The 15,395-nt window shown below is 32.3% G+C and carries 16 protein-coding genes; all 16 read left to right on the top strand.

Features of this window, described 5'->3' with window-relative positions; translation table 11 throughout:
- The first annotated feature begins 26 nt into the window (after positions 1–26).
- Positions 27–1,406, top strand: a complete 1,380-nt coding sequence (sufB, locus tag BN3657_RS01225) for a Fe-S cluster assembly protein SufB (RefSeq protein ID WP_062551568.1) — start codon at positions 27–29, stop codon at positions 1,404–1,406.
- A gap of 7 nt (positions 1,407–1,413) precedes the next feature.
- Positions 1,414–2,463 (top strand): SufB/SufD family protein, encoded by a 1,050-nt coding sequence (locus BN3657_RS01220; RefSeq protein WP_062551432.1) that lies wholly within the window; start codon positions 1,414–1,416, stop codon positions 2,461–2,463.
- A gap of 1 nt (position 2,464) precedes the next feature.
- The gene (locus BN3657_RS01215; RefSeq protein ID WP_062551431.1) at positions 2,465–3,706 is read left to right on the top strand and encodes a cysteine desulfurase; all 1,242 of its coding nucleotides are present in this window, start codon (positions 2,465–2,467) and stop codon (positions 3,704–3,706) included.
- Positions 3,696–4,148 (top strand): Fe-S cluster assembly sulfur transfer protein SufU, encoded by a 453-nt coding sequence (sufU, locus tag BN3657_RS01210; RefSeq protein ID WP_062551430.1) that lies wholly within the window; start codon positions 3,696–3,698, stop codon positions 4,146–4,148. The genes BN3657_RS01215 and sufU overlap by 11 nt, the downstream gene beginning before the upstream one ends.
- A gap of 14 nt (positions 4,149–4,162) precedes the next feature.
- Entirely contained in the window at positions 4,163–4,558 is a 396-nt protein-coding gene (locus BN3657_RS01205) for an RrF2 family transcriptional regulator (RefSeq protein WP_062551429.1), read from the top strand.
- A 7-nt stretch (positions 4,559–4,565) separates the two neighbouring features.
- Positions 4,566–5,693 carry a cysteine desulfurase family protein gene (locus BN3657_RS01200; protein ID WP_187363607.1) on the top strand — a complete coding sequence of 376 codons (1,128 nt, stop codon included), beginning with the start codon at positions 4,566–4,568 and terminating at the stop codon, positions 5,691–5,693.
- Positions 5,694–5,697: 4 nt separating this feature from the next.
- Positions 5,698–6,981 (top strand): AI-2E family transporter, encoded by a 1,284-nt coding sequence (locus tag BN3657_RS01195; RefSeq protein WP_062551428.1) that lies wholly within the window; start codon positions 5,698–5,700, stop codon positions 6,979–6,981.
- Positions 6,982–7,058: 77 nt separating this feature from the next.
- A complete protein-coding gene (alaS, locus tag BN3657_RS01190; protein WP_062551427.1) occupies positions 7,059–9,671 on the top strand; it encodes an alanine--tRNA ligase in 2,613 nt (870 codons plus the stop codon).
- Between the two features lie 48 nt (positions 9,672–9,719).
- Positions 9,720–9,974 (top strand): IreB family regulatory phosphoprotein, encoded by a 255-nt coding sequence (locus BN3657_RS01185; RefSeq protein ID WP_019138571.1) that lies wholly within the window; start codon positions 9,720–9,722, stop codon positions 9,972–9,974.
- A 57-nt stretch (positions 9,975–10,031) separates the two neighbouring features.
- Positions 10,032–10,448, top strand: a complete 417-nt coding sequence (ruvX, locus tag BN3657_RS01180) for a Holliday junction resolvase RuvX (RefSeq protein WP_062551426.1) — start codon at positions 10,032–10,034, stop codon at positions 10,446–10,448.
- Positions 10,449–10,456: 8 nt separating this feature from the next.
- Positions 10,457–10,696: a DUF1292 domain-containing protein gene (locus tag BN3657_RS01175; RefSeq protein ID WP_062551425.1), complete on the top strand. Its 240-nt coding sequence runs from the start codon at positions 10,457–10,459 to the stop codon at positions 10,694–10,696.
- A gap of 9 nt (positions 10,697–10,705) precedes the next feature.
- Positions 10,706–11,164: a Fur family transcriptional regulator gene (locus BN3657_RS01170; protein ID WP_019138568.1), complete on the top strand. Its 459-nt coding sequence runs from the start codon at positions 10,706–10,708 to the stop codon at positions 11,162–11,164.
- Positions 11,164–12,825, top strand: coding sequence for a ribonuclease J (locus BN3657_RS01165; RefSeq protein ID WP_062551424.1), 1,662 nt, complete (start codon positions 11,164–11,166; stop codon positions 12,823–12,825). Before BN3657_RS01170 ends, BN3657_RS01165 begins: the two co-directional genes overlap by 1 nt.
- Positions 12,826–12,867: 42 nt before the next feature.
- A complete protein-coding gene (locus BN3657_RS01160; RefSeq protein ID WP_062551423.1) occupies positions 12,868–13,524 on the top strand; it encodes an O-methyltransferase in 657 nt (218 codons plus the stop codon).
- Complete coding sequence (locus BN3657_RS01155) at positions 13,511–14,740, top strand: peptidase U32 family protein (protein ID WP_062551422.1); 1,230 nt, start codon at positions 13,511–13,513, stop codon at positions 14,738–14,740. The genes BN3657_RS01160 and BN3657_RS01155 overlap by 14 nt, the downstream gene beginning before the upstream one ends.
- Positions 14,730–15,347, top strand: coding sequence for a uridine kinase (gene udk, locus BN3657_RS01150; protein WP_019138564.1), 618 nt, complete (start codon positions 14,730–14,732; stop codon positions 15,345–15,347). Before BN3657_RS01155 ends, udk begins: the two co-directional genes overlap by 11 nt.
- The last annotated feature ends 48 nt before the right edge of the window (positions 15,348–15,395 follow it).

The following is a 15,395-nucleotide window of genomic DNA, read 5'->3' as shown; positions in this document are numbered from 1 at the left end:
AGTTAGACAAAACTTATGTAGAAGACATGGACCGTGGAGTCTATGATATAAAAAATAAATTTACCTTTAGGTCAAAAACTGAAAAAGGGCTTACAGAAGATATAGTAAGACAAATATCCAAGGAAAAAGATGAACCAGAATGGATGCTTGAAAGCAGATTAAAGGCTCTTAAAATCTTTAACGAAAAAGAAAATCCAAGTTGGGGACCAGATATTTCTGAAGTTGATATGGACGAAATCACAACTTATATAAGACCAGATGCAGATATGTCTGACGATTGGAAAAATGTGCCTGATGAAATAAGAGATACCTTCGATAAATTAGGAATTCCTGAAGCAGAAAAGGAATCTATGCTTTCTGGTGTTGGAGCTCAATATGACTCTGAAGTTGTTTATCACAGCATTCAAAAATATCTAGAAGACCAAGGTGTAATTTATACTGATTTTGAAACAGGACTAAAAAAATATCCTGAAATTGTAAAAAAATATTTTAGCAAGTGTATAAATCCACACCTTCACAAGTATGCAGCTCTTCACTATGCAGTTTGGTCTGGTGGATCCTTTGTATATGTTCCAAAGGGAGTTAATGTAGATATTCCTCTACAATCCTATTTTAGACTAAATGCTCCAGGAGCGGGACAATTTGAACACACTCTTATTATTGTCGAAGATGGTGCTTATTGTCACTTCATAGAAGGTTGTTCTGCACCTAAGTATAGTGTAATAAATCTTCACGCAGGAGCAGTTGAACTTTTTGTTGGAGAAGGTGCAACTTTAAGATATTCAACAATAGAAAACTGGTCAAGAAATATGTATAACCTAAATACAAAGAGAGCCATAGTTGAAAAAGATGGAAAAATCGAATGGGTTTCAGGATCTTTTGGTTCAAAGGTTTCTATGCTTTACCCTGCATCAATCCTTGTTGGAGAAAATGCAAGCAGTGAATTTACTGGAATTTCTTTTGCAGGTGAAGGACAAAATCTTGATACAGGAGCACAAGTTGTTCACGCAGCACCACACACTAGATCAACTGTAAATACAAAATCAATTTCTAAATCTGGTGGTATTGCCATTTATAGAGGTTTAGTTGAAATAAAAGAAAATGCAGTAGGTGCAAAGAACTCAACATCTTGTGAATCTTTGATGCTTGATAGTAAGTCAAGATCAGATACAATTCCTACAATAAAAATTGAAAACAATGATATTGATATTGGACACGAAGCAAAAATTGGAAGAATTAGCGATTCAGTTATTTTCTACTTGATGTCAAGAGGTATATCTGAACAAGAAGCAAAGGAAATGGTAGTTAGAGGATTTGCTGAACCAATAGCTAAGGAACTTCCTATGGAATATGCAGTTGAGATGAATAACTTAATCAATCTTGAACTTGTTGGATCAATTGGGTAGGTGAAAAATGACTAAAATAATTGGAAATGAAATTGCCTTTAAAACTTTTAGCTTTTTAAAGGTAAATGATACAGAAATAGAAATTCCCCAAATTCAAGGGAAATTATATAGAGAAGTGGGAGAAAAAAATCCAGGAGAAATTTCTGAATTTGAAAATATAAAATACGGAATTTCAAATGATGCTCTTGATTTAAATAGAAAATATTTAAATTATTACAACTCTTACACAAGTGATGAAGATGAGGAAAAAGAAGAATTTAAACTTTTTGAACTTGACGATGAATATTCTGAACTCTTTGATCTTCACCATATTGTTGCAGAAAAAAACTCAAAGTTAAAAGTTGTGCTTGACTACACATCACATGGAGAAAAAGAAAAATTTAGAAATTCAGTAATAAAAGTTCTTGCCAAGGAAAATTCTGAAGTGGAAGTATTTGTCATAGCAAGAGATGATGACAAATCACTAGTTCTTGAATCTATTGGAATTTATACAGAAGAGGACGCAAAAGTTAGCATTCACCAATATGAACTTGGAGCTTCTAAGCTTTATACAAACTACAAGTGTGAACTTATTGGAGAAAAATCTTCATCAATAGTAGATTCAATTTATTTTGGACAAAAAGATGAATATCTAAATATGAATTACGACATGATTCATAGAGGCAAGAAAACTGAATCAGATATTTTGGTAAATGGTGCTTTAAAGGACAGATCTTTTAAAAACTTTAAATCAAATTTACAATTTATAGAAGGAGCAAAGGGTGCAGTTGGTTCTGAAGAAGAGTATTCAATTTTACTTGATGACACAGTTCATTCAGTTTCAGTTCCACTAATGCTTGCTCACGAAGATGATGTTGTAGGAAATCACGCATCTAGTGCTGGAAAGCTAGACAATGATCAAATATTTTATCTAATGTCTAGGGGAATTAGCTATGATGAAGCTGAAGCCCTTATAGTAGAATCCAAATTTTCTGGTGCAATTGACGCTCTAAAAGATGAAAAATTAAAAGAAGAAGTTTGGGATTCAGTTAGAAAAATTATAAAGAGAGGAAATTAATATGTTTACAAAGACAGAAATAGAAAAAATCAGAAAAGAGTTTCCCTTCTTAAATTTAAAGCCAAATGGAAAAGATATAGTTTATTTTGACAATGGTGCTACAACACAAAAGCCAAGAGAAATTATTGACAATATAAAGAATTTTTACGAAAGTGAAAATGGAAATCCTCACAGGGGAGCTCACTATCTTGCAATGAAATCTACAGAAGTTTATGAAAATGCAAGACAAAAGGTTGCTGATTTTATTGGTGCCAAAAAAGCAAGCGAAATTGTATTTTTAAGAAATGCAACTGAAGCTTTAAACCTTCTTGCCTACTCTTATGGAAGAAATAATTTAAGTGAAGGCGACGAAATTGTAATTTCAATAATGGAACACCATTCAAACTTAGTGCCTTGGCAAGAAGTGGCAAAAAAGACTGGTGCAAAATTAAAATTTTTGTATCTTGATGAGGATATGCAAATTCCTTTTTCTGAAATTGAAGAAAAAGTTACTGAAAACACAAAAATTCTTTCTATTACAGGAGCATCAAATGTAGTTGGAACAAATCCTGAAATAGAAAAAATTGTAAAATATACAAGAGAACATTCACAAGCAAAAATAATTCTTGATGGAGCTCAACTTGTTCCTCACAGAAAAGTTAATGTAAGTGAACTTGACGTTGATTTCTTAGCTTTTTCTGGTCATAAAATGTATTCTGCACTAGGTGTTGGTGTACTTTACGGAAAAGAAAATTTATTAAATGAAATGGAACCCTTCTTATCAGGTGGCGACATGATTGAATATGTGTACGAAGATCACACAACTTTCTTAGATGCACCACAAAGGTTTGAAGCAGGCACAGCTAATGTTGAAGGTGCAGTAAATCTTGCTGCTGCCATTGACTTTATAAACAAGTATGGCATGGATAAGATTGATGAATATGAAAGATATTTAACTGATTATTGTTATGACAAACTTAAAAAATTAGATTATCTAGAAGTTTACACAACAAGCAACAAGAACAGAGCTCCAGTAATATCTTTTAACTTTAAAGAAGCCCATCCACACGATGTTGCATCAATACTTGATACTTTTGGAATAGCAATCAGATCAGGTCACCACTGTGCACAACCTCTACACAGATATTTAGGTTCAAACTTTTCTTGTAGGGCAAGCTTTGCAATTTATAACACTGTGGAAGAAATTGATTATTTCGTGGAACATCTTGAAGATGTAAGGAGGATTTTAGGAATTGAATCTTGATAATATTTATACAGAACTAATCTTGGAACACTCTAGAAATAAACACAACAGAAGAGAATTAGAAGATTATACAAAAAAAGAACTTGGACACAACCCAAGTTGTGGTGATGAAATAACTCTAGAAGTAAAAATCAAAGAAGGAATAATAGAAGACATATCTTATACAGGTCACGGATGTGCCATATCTCAAGCTTCAACTTCAATTATGTGTGACAATGTCAAGGGCATAAGTGTAGATGAAGCAATAGAAAGAGCTGACAAATTTATTGGAATGGTTAAGGGAGAAATTGAGGATCCAGATGAATTAGAAGATTTAGATGATGCAGTTGCTTTTGAATCAATATCCACTTTGCCAGCCAGAGTAAAATGTGCAGTTCTTTCATGGTACACTCTAAAAAATATGTTAGAAAATAATGAAGAAAAAGGATCCTTCAGACCATAATAAGAGGTGATTAGATGAAACTTTCTACTAAGGGCCGTTATGGTTTAATGGCCATGTATAACTTGAAGGAAAATATGGGCAAGGGTCCCATAGCCTTAAAAGATATAGCAAAAGATGAAAATCTTTCTGAATCTTATTTGGAACAACTATTCACTCTTCTGAGAAAGGCAGATCTTGTAAAATCCATTAGAGGTGCAGGAGGAGGATATGTCCTTGCAAGAGATCCAGAATCAATTGCAATTGGAGAAATTATAAATGCACTTGAAGGAGATATTTCTCTTTCTTGTTGCGACCTTGGTAAAAATGAAGCTTGCGGCAAAGAGTCCAATTGTGCTACAAGAGATATTTTGTCAAAACTTCAAGGTCAAATTGAAAATGTAATGGAGTCCATGACTCTAGCAGACATGTGAGGTAATTATGATTTACATGGACAATGCTGCTACTACAAGGATAACAGATAGTGTATTAAATGCCATGCTTCCCTATTTGAAAGAAAATTATGGGAATGCATCGGCAATTTATTCACTAGGACAAAAATCTAGGGCAGCCATAGAAAATTCAAGGATAAAAATTGCAGAGATTTTGGGAGTAAAAGCAAGTGAAATTTATTTCACTTCATCTGGTTCAGAATCAGATAATTGGGCTATAAAAGGTTCGCTCAAGGCAAAAGAAAAAAATCATGTAATTTCATCAAAAATTGAACATCCAGCTATTTTAAATTCTTTGAAGAAAATAGAAAAGTGGGGAGCAGAAACTTCTCTAATATCAGTTGATGGGGAAGGATTTGTAAATCTAGATGAAATTAAATCGTCTATAAAAGATTCCACAAGATTAATATCCATAATGATTGCCAATAATGAAATAGGGACAATTGAGCCACTTAGAGAAATATCAAAAATAGCGAAAGAAAAAAATATTTTATTTCATACAGATGCAGTACAAGCTATAGGAAATGTAAAATTCAAGATTGATGATATTGGGGCAGATATGCTCTCTTTATCTGGTCACAAACTTGGAGCTCCTAAGGGAGTTGGACTACTCTATATAAGAGATGGAGTCGATTTAGACAACTTTATGGATGGTGGAGAACAGGAAAGAGGAAAAAGAGCATCCACAGAAAATCTTGCATCAATAGTTGGACTTGCAAGAGCAATGGAAGATGCTTACAATAATATTGAAGAAAATATTTCTTACACAAAGGATCTTAGGGACTACACCATTGAAAAACTTTTAAATATTGATGGAATTGTTTTAAATGGTCCAAGAGAAAATAGACTACCTGGGAATATAAATATCACTTTAAAAAATACAAAACCACAAACTATGGTTCAGTATCTTGATATGTTTGATATATGTGTTTCATCAGGATCTGCATGTGCAGCAGGAAGCATTAACCCATCCCATGTATTAAGATCAATTGGAAAAAGTGAAGAGGATTCTCTTTCTATGCTTAGACTTTCACTAAATCACGACAACACAAAAGAAGAATGTGATTTTGTAGTGGAAAAAATTAATCAGGGGATGAAAAAGTTCAAAAACAGGTGATATTATGTTAGAGCAAATTTCTGATAATGCTGCAAGATTTATGGTTTATGCTCTTGCCATCTTATCAATCTTTCTAATATTTTTAGCTATTTATTATCTAGTAAATATTGGAAATAGGTACATAGAAGGCAAAAAGAGAATAAGCATAGATTTAAGGCTTATCACAAAAATATTTTTGGGAATACTTGCTATATATTTAATAAATATAATTTTTAACAAGTTTCCAATTCTTGGTTACACTCTTTCGTCTGTAATAATAGCAATTATTTTTGCCTATATTATTGATCCAATAGTAAACTACTTGGAGAGAAAGGGAGTTAAAAGACAGTTTGGTGTAATTATAGTTTACATTTCAGTAATACTTATCTTTGGAATACTTATAGTTTCAGTAATACCAAAGACAATAAATGAAGTTTCAAACTTACTTGCAAGTCTACCTGCCATGGTGGATACTCTAATAAAAGATGTTAATAATTTTTTGACAGAAGTTTTTGCAAAATTTAACATAGAACTTCCAGAAAACTTTATCAATGTCTACAAAGAATCCAATCCAAAGGTAAATGGAGATGTAGAGACACCTCAAATAGTTTCAGATATTTTGAATTCAATGAAAAAGGCTATTAACGAATTAATAGTTAAAATGCAAGGTTCACTTATGGGATCCTTATCTAATATAGTTTCAAAACTATATGGATTTTTAACTTCTGCTTTTAGACTTGTTTTAATAATTATATTTTCCTTCTACTTTTCAGTGGACAAGGAAAGATTTATATTAAAAGTAAAAAAGGCAATGCCAAATAAATATAGAGAAGATATTTCTTATCTTACAAGTAATATTGACACAGCTCTGCAACAATTCATTAGGGGAAGAATGTTATTGGCAATTTTCGTAGGTGTATTAACTATGCTCTACCTATTAGTTCTTAGAGTAGACTTTGCCATAATAATTGGTCTTATAACTTGTGTGGCAGATATTATTCCATACATTGGACCTTTCCTTGGTTGTGCACCAGCAGTTTTATTTGCCTTTATGGATTCGCCAATGAAAGCACTTTGGGTTCTAATTTTATTTGTAATTGTTCAATGGATAGAAAATAATATTTTAGCACCAAAACTAATTGGAGATTCAACAGGACTTAACCCACTTGTAATTTTAATTTCAATAATTATTGGTGGTGGAATATTTGGTGTATGGGGAATGGTAATCTCTGTTCCATTGACGTCAATTATCTTTATACTCGTTGATTTTATCAAAATAAAATACAATGATAGATACAGCTCTAATTGACATTCATATTCTTTATAATTATAATATTTATAGCACATCCTCCCAGGGTATGGGAGGATTTTTAATAGGAGTTGTATATGAAATATTTAGGTTTACACGATATAAGAACTGAATTTTTAAAATTTTTTGAATCAAAAGAACACTATATATTACCAAGTTTTTCACTAATTCCAAAAAATGACAAATCACTTCTTTTAATAGGAGCTGGAATGGCACCAATGAAGAAATTTTTCACTGGAGAAGAAGTTCCACCTGCTAAAAGAGTTACTACTTGCCAAAAATGTATTAGAACTGGCGATATAGACAATGTTGGTTTAACAGATAGACACGCAACATTTTTTGAAATGCTTGGAAATTTCTCCTTTGGAGATTATTTTAAGCACGAAGTTATCCCTTGGGCTTGGGAATTTTTGACAGTTAATCTTGAAATTCCAAAGGAAGATCTTTGGGTAACTGTTTATCACGAAGATGACGAAGCTTACAACATTTGGAAAGATGTAGTTGGAATACCTGAAGAAAAAATTATTAGACTTGGAAAAGAAGATAATTTCTGGGAACTAGAAGTAGGTCCATCAGGTCCTTGCTCAGAAATTTATGTAGATAGAGGTCTAGAACACGGCAGTGAAGATGAAAGACCTGGTGGAGAAGGCGACAGATTTATAGAAATTTGGAATCTTGTTTTCACACAATTTGACAAGGACGAAGAAGGAAACTACAATCCACTTGCTCATCCAAACATTGATACTGGAATGGGACTTGAAAGAATTGCTACAGTTTTACAAGAAACTGACAATATTTTTGAAATAGATGCTATAAAAGATATAATTGAAGAAATTGCCAAGCTTTCTGGTAAAGAATATGGCAAAGATAAGAATTTAGATATTTCCTTTAGAGTAATAACAGACCACATAAGAGCTATGACTTTTATGATTTCTGATACTATTGTTCCATCTAATGAAGGAAGAGGTTACGTTCTAAGAAGACTTATTAGAAGAGCAGCAAGACATGGAAGAAAACTTGGAATTAAAAAAGCTTTCTTATATGAAGTTTGTGACATGGTAATTGATTCTTGGGGAGAACAGTATTCTGAATTAAAAGAAAATAGAGAATCCATAAAAGAAATAATTAGAAGAGAAGAAGAAAAATTCTTAGAAACAATTGATGGTGGCCTTGTTAGACTTAATGGTCACATAGAAGAAATGAAAGAAAATAATGAAAAGTTATTAGATGGAGAAAAGGCATTTAAACTCTATGACACTTATGGTTTTCCAATTGACTTGACTGAAGAAATCTTAAAAGAAGAAGGTCTTGACGTAGACATGGATGGATTCAAAAAGGAAATGGACGACCAAAAGAGAAGAGCAAGAGAAGCTAGAAATGATTCCAATGTTGGTTGGTCTAACCAAGATAACAAACATCTTTTTGAAGGACTTTCCAATGAATTTTTAGGATATGAAAAAGATGAATGTCAAGCTGAGATAAGAAGAATAATTTTTGATGATGAAATGGTTGACTCTGTAGAAGAAGGAGAAGAAGCTATAGTTGTTCTTGACAAGACTACTTTCTATGGAGAAAGCGGTGGACAAGTTGGCGACACTGGAGAAATTATTTCTGATAATTTCAAATTAAAAGTTACAGATACTAAAAAAACTAAGGATGGACTTCACCTTCACCTAGTAAAAGTTGAAGAAGGAAGACTTGAAAAAGCTCCTGTTAAAGCTATTATTGATTCAAAAAGAAGAAATAATATAAGAAGAAATCACTCAGTAACTCACTTACTTCACAGAGCCTTAAAAGATGTTTTGGGAAGTCACGTAAATCAAGCTGGATCTTTAGTTATGCCTGATAGAATGAGATTTGACTTCTCCCACTTTGATGCAATGACTAAGGAAGAGTTAGCTCAAGTTGAAAAAATTGTAAATGAAAAAATCTTTGAAGCTCTTCCAGTTGATACAAAAATTACTGGACTTGAAGAAGCGAAAGAAATGGGTGCCATTGGCTTATTTGAAGGTAAATACAAGGACGAAGTTAGAGTTCTTTCTATGGGAGATTATTCTCGTGAACTTTGTGGCGGTACTCATGTAACTAATACTTCAGAGATTTCCATGTTTAAAATTCTATCTGAAAGTGGTATAAGTAATGGAGTAAGAAGAATTGAATCTATTACAGGACCTGCAGTTTACAATTACCTTAACGAATTAAGTGATAAGGAAGATAAAATAGCTGGCGAATTAAAATCAAATAGAGATGAAATTCTTCAAAAAATAAAATTAAATATAAAAAATCTAAAAGAAGCAAATAAATCTATTGAAAAACTTGAACATGATCTTGCCAAGGATCAAATTTCTGGACTTACAAATGAAGTTAAAGAAAAAAACGGCATTAAATATGTGGTTAAGAAATTCGATGGAGTAGATGTAAATACACTTCGTGATCTAGCTGATGAAGTTAGAAATAAAGTAGGATCAGTTGTTGTTTTATTTGCAACTATAAATGATGATAAATTAAACTTTGTATGTGCAGTTTCAAAAGACCTTGTAGAAAAGAAAATTGCTGCTGGAAAATTGATAAAAGAAATCGCCAAAGTAGCTGGCGGTGGCGGTGGCGGTAGACCTGATATGGCAACTGCTGGTGCAAAGGACATAGATAAAGTTGAAGACGCTCTAAATAAGCTAAGTGAGCTTTTATAATAATATCAAAATAGATACTTTTATGATATAATCTATTTGGAGGTAATTATGGGTCAAAATAACAATACACAAATTTTTGAAAAAAGCAGTTTGGAACAAGAAAGAATTAAGAGTATTTTAAGAACAGTTTACAATGCTCTAGAAGAAAAGGGATACAACCCAACTGACCAAATTATAGGATATATATTATCAGGCGATCCAACATATATTACAAGTCATGATAATGCAAGATCCATGATACAAGAAGTAGAGCGTGACGAGCTTTTACAAGAAATGTTAAAAGTTTATTTAGAAAAGATTTGAGATGGCTAGCCCATCTCTTTTACATATTATATATGTACCTGTAAAGGTTGTGGTTAAATGAATAAAGTTTTAGGCCTTGACGTAGGAGATGTCTGGATTGGGGTAGCCATTAGTGATGCCTTATTGCTTACAGCACAGCCTCTTATGACTATAAAAAGAGAATCAAATAAGATAGCCTATGAAAAAATTCATGAAATTATAAAAGAGAACAATGTAGAAAAAATAGTGGTAGGTCTTCCCAAGAACATGAACAATACTATTGGACCTCAAAGTGAAAAAGTTATTAAGTTTGCAGAAAAGTTAAAGAATAAATATAAAGTTGAGATTGAATATGTAGACGAGAGAATGACTACTTTGATGGCAGAAAAAGTTTTAATAGAGGGTTCTGTTCGAAGAGAAAATAGAAAAAAATATATAGATAAAATTGCGGCGACTTACATCCTGCAATCCTATCTGGATAGATTAAATTTATAGGTGATAAAATGGAAAAAATAAAATTATATGACGAAAATGATAATGAAGTTGAATTTTTTGTTGATGCAAAATTTTCTGTTGATGACACTGATTATGTCGCACTTTACACTGATGAAGATGATCCAGAAATTTATATATTAAAAGTAATAGAAGACGAAAATGGTGATGAACTTCTTGCTGGCATTGATGATGATGAGTTAGAAGAAGCTAAAAATGCTTATGAAGAACTTCTTGACGAATTAGACTAGGTGACATTTATGGATATAAATATTGAACCTGTTAAAAAAATTTTAAAGGACAGTGGATACAAGTACACTAAGCAGAGAGCAAAAGTTTACGAAGTTTTTCTATATAACAAGGACAAACACTTGACGACAGAAGAAGTTTATAATTTAGTTGCAAAAAAAGATCCTGAAATGGGAATTGCAACTATTTATAGAACTGTGCAATTATTTCACAAGCTTGGAATTTTAGATCAAATAGCTTTTGATGATAATATCTTGAGATATGAACTAAGAATTCCAACAGAAGGACACAGACACCACCATCTCGTTTGCATAAATTGCGGAAAAGTAGAAGAAGTTGATATTGACAACTTAAATGAACTAGAAGCTGAAATAGAGAAAGAAAAGAATTTTAAAATTATTGACCACACTCTAAAATTTATGGGTTATTGCGAAGACTGCCAACACAAAATTGAGGAGAAGGCAAATTAATGAGAAACACAAATAAGGTGAAGATTATCCCACTGGGTGGACTTCACGAAATCGGAAAGAATCTTACACTAGTTGAGTATAGAGATGATATTATTATCATCGACTGTGGTATGACTTTCCCAGAAGATGAAATGCTTGGTATTGATGTAGTAATACCAGATGTAACTTATCTTGAAAACAACAAGCACAAGATAAGAGGACTTGTCCTAACTCATGGTCACGAAGACCATATTGGAGCAATTCCTTATGTTTTAAGAAAATTAGACCTAGATATTTATGGAACAGGTCTAACAATTGGACTATTAGAAAATAAATTAAAAGAACATAGACTTTCAAGAGATAAACTTCATGTAGTAAGTGCAGGAGATGTAGTAAAACTTGGCAAAATGGAAGTTGAGTGGATAAATGTAAACCACTCTATCCCTGATGCTTGTTCTCTTGCTATTAAGACTCCACTTGGATATGTTTACCACTCAGGAGACTTTAAGGTGGACTTCACTCCAATTAGTGGAGAACCAATTAATTTAACTAGAATTGCTGAAATTGGTCAAAAAGGTGTACTTGCCATGATTGGCGAATCTACAAATGTCCTAAGAGAAGGCTACACAATGAGTGAGTCTAAAGTAGGGGAAACTTTTAACAGATTGTTCCAAAATTTATCTGATAATAGAATTATAATTGCAACTTTTGCATCTAATGTTCACAGAGTTCAACAAATTATAAATTCTGCAGAAAAATACGGCAGAAAAGTTGTCCTATCTGGTAGGTCAATGGTAAATGTTACTGAAACTGCAAGAAAACTTGGTCAATTTAGAGTTAAAAAAGATACTTTTGTAGATATAAAAGATATGCACAAGTATGATGACAGCGAACTTGTATTAATAACAACAGGTTCTCAAGGGGAACCTATGTCTGCTCTTACTAGAATTGCCTATGGTGAACACAGAAAAATTCAATTGACACCAAATGATGCAATTATTCTTTCAGCAACTCCTATACCAGGAAATGAAAATGCAGTTACAAAGGTAATAAATAGACTTCTTGAAAGAGGAGCAAAGGTAATTTATGAAACTTTATCAGAAATTCACGTTTCTGGTCACGCTTGTCAAGAAGAACTAAAGCTTATTTTGAGTCTTATTAAACCAAAATATTTTATTCCAGCTCACGGTGAAGTTAGACACCTTATGAAGCACGCAAGCATTGCTCAGCAAATGGGAATGCCTGAAGAAAATATCTTCATAATGGAAAATGGTAACTGTCTTGAAATTTCACAAAAAGACGCAAAACTAGTTGGAGATGTTCCATCAGGTAATATTTTAGTTGATGGACTTGGAGTTGGAGATGTTGGAAATATTGTTCTAAGAGATAGAAAGCACCTATCAGAAGATGGACTAATAATTGTTGTTATCACTATAACAAAAGAAGGAAAAGTAGTTTCTGGTCCAGACATTATTTCAAGAGGTTTTGTATATGTTAGAGAATCTGAAGATTTAATTGAAGATGCAAAAAATGTTGTAAGAAAAATCTTAAAAGAAGATTCTCGTGAAAACTTAAAGGATTGGAATGGACTTAAATCTGATATAAGAGATGACTTGAGATCATATATTTTCAAAAACACAAAGAGAAATCCTATGATTTTACCAATTATTATGGAGGTTTAGGATATTTAGGGAATCTAACAGGTTCCCTTTTTTAGAGGAATTATGCCAAATATAAATTACGATTATATAGAAAATTATTTAAGAGATTTAAAAGATATAAAAGATGAAAAGCTTCTTGAAATGAGTAAGTATGCAGAAGAAAATCATGTGCCCATAGTTGAAAGGGAAAGTGAAGAATTTATAAACTTTCTAATTTCTATGAAAAAGCCAAAAAAAATTCTTGAATTGGGCACAGCTATAGGTTATTCTTCCATTTCCTTTGCCAAGAGAAATAAGTGCATAGAGAAAATTGACAGTGTAGAATTAAAAGAAGAAATGGTTGAAATAGCAAGAAAAAATATTTCAGATGTTGGACTTGATGAAATTATTCACGTTCACAATAGCGATGCCTATGATTTTTTAGTTGACTTAGAAGAAAAGTACGATTTAATATTTATAGATGCAGCAAAGGGTCAATATGAAAAATATTTTGATTCTGCCCTAAAAAACTTAAATGAAAAGGGAATAATCCTCTGTGACAATGTCCTCTTTAAGGGAATGATAGCGGAAGACTCCCTTGTAAAGAGAAGAAAAATAACCATAGTAAAAAGACTTAGGAAATTTTTAAAAGATATTTCTAGTGATGAAAGATTTATTTCATCTGTTGTTCCCATTGGGGATGGAATACTTTTAGTAAGGAGAAAAGATGAAGAAGATTGAACTTTTAGCACCAGCTGGTGATATTAATAAATTAAAAACTGCAGTGGAATATGGTGCCGATGCAGTATATCTTGGTGGAGAAAGTTTTGGACTTAGAAAAGCATCCAAAAACTTTTCCATGGAAGATATAAAATGGGCAACAGAATACCTGCACGAGAGAGGAAAGAAAATTCACGTTACCTTAAATATAATTCCTCACGACAAGGACATTAAAGGCGTAGAAGAATATATTAAGGACTTGTATGATATTGGAGTAGATGCCCTTATAGTTGCTGATCCAGGAATGTTTATGAAAGTAAAAGAAGTAGCACCAGATTTTCCAATTCATATTTCAACTCAAGGATCTGTTACTAATGCACAAACTGTAAAATTCTGGCAACAATTGGGAGCAGAAAGAGTTGTAATGGCAAGAGAACTAAGCCTAAAGGAAGTTTCTGATATAATAAAAGAAGTTGGAGATTCTATTGAAATTGAAACTTTCGCTCACGGTGCCATGTGCATGTCCTATTCAGGAAGATGTCTTCTTTCAAATTACATGACAGGAAGAGATGCAAATATGGGAGATTGTGCCCAACCTTGCAGATATAAGTATCATCTAGTAGAAGAAAAAAGACCTGGAGAATATTTCCCAATAGAAGAACATGACGAGGGAACTTTTATCATGAATTCAAAAGATCTATGTATGATTGAACACATTGATGATATGATAAAAGCAGGCATAGCCAGCCTAAAAATCGAAGGTCGTGTAAAAAGTGAATATTATCTTGCAACTGTAATAAGGTCTTACAGAATGGCAATTGATGCTTATTATGCTGACCCAGAAAATTATAAATACGATCCTTATCTTTTGGAAGAAATCAAAAAAGTAAGCCACAGAGATTTTACAACTGGATTTTTCTATGGAAAAGCCAATGAAAACTCTCAAGTTTATAAGGACAACTCTTATATTAGAGGTTATGATTTTGTTGGGATAGTCCTTGATTATGACAAAGATACAAAAATGGCAACTATTGAGCAAAGAAATAGAGTCTTTGTGGGAGAAGAAGTTGAAATTTTTGGACCTGGAATCAAACATTTTGACTACAAGATAGAAAAAATGTTAGATGAAAAAGATAATGAAATAGATGTGGCAAATAAGGCAAAGCAAATTTTTAAAATAAAAGTCGATGAAGCTATTGAAAAAGGATTTATTTTGAGGAGAGAAAATGAAGAATAAGGCTTGTATCATTGGAATATGCGGTGGTAGTGGTAGCGGCAAAAGTACTGTCACAAAAAAATTAATTGAATTAATTGGAAGAGATAATGTATCTGTTATAGAACAAGATTCTTACTACAAAGATCAGTCAAATCTAGTATTTGAAGAAAGGGTTAAGACAAATTATGACCATCCTCTGGCTTTTGACAACGACCTTTTATTTGAACATCTAAAAATGCTAAAAGAAGGCAAGTCAATTGAAAAACCAATTTATGATTTTGCCCTTCACAATAGAAAAGATGAAATAGAAATAGTTGAAGCAAAACCAATTATTATCCTAGAAGGTATTTTAATTTTTAATGAAGTTAATTTAATTGACATAATGGATATAAAAGTTTTTGTAGATACAGATGCTGATGTTAGAATAATTAGGAGAATAAAAAGAGATATGCTTGAAAGAGGAAGATCTCTTGATTCTGTAATAGACCAATATCTTGCCACAGTTAGACCATCTCATCTTCAATTTGTTGAGCCATCAAAGAGGTATGCCGATTTAATAATTCCAGAAGGCGGCGAAAATGAAGTTGCCATTGACATCCTCTACCAAAAAGTTAAATCTTTAGTATAAAAATAGTATAAAAAATTTTTTAGAAGAGTTGACAATCTTTAGAAGCTG

The sequence above is a fragment of the Peptoniphilus phoceensis genome (assembly GCF_001517665.2).
GTDB classification, from domain to species: domain Bacteria; phylum Bacillota; class Clostridia; order Tissierellales; family Peptoniphilaceae; genus Peptoniphilus_A; species Peptoniphilus_A timonensis.
Note: the sequence above shows the minus strand (reverse complement) of the source record. Positions and strands in the feature narration are given on the sequence as shown.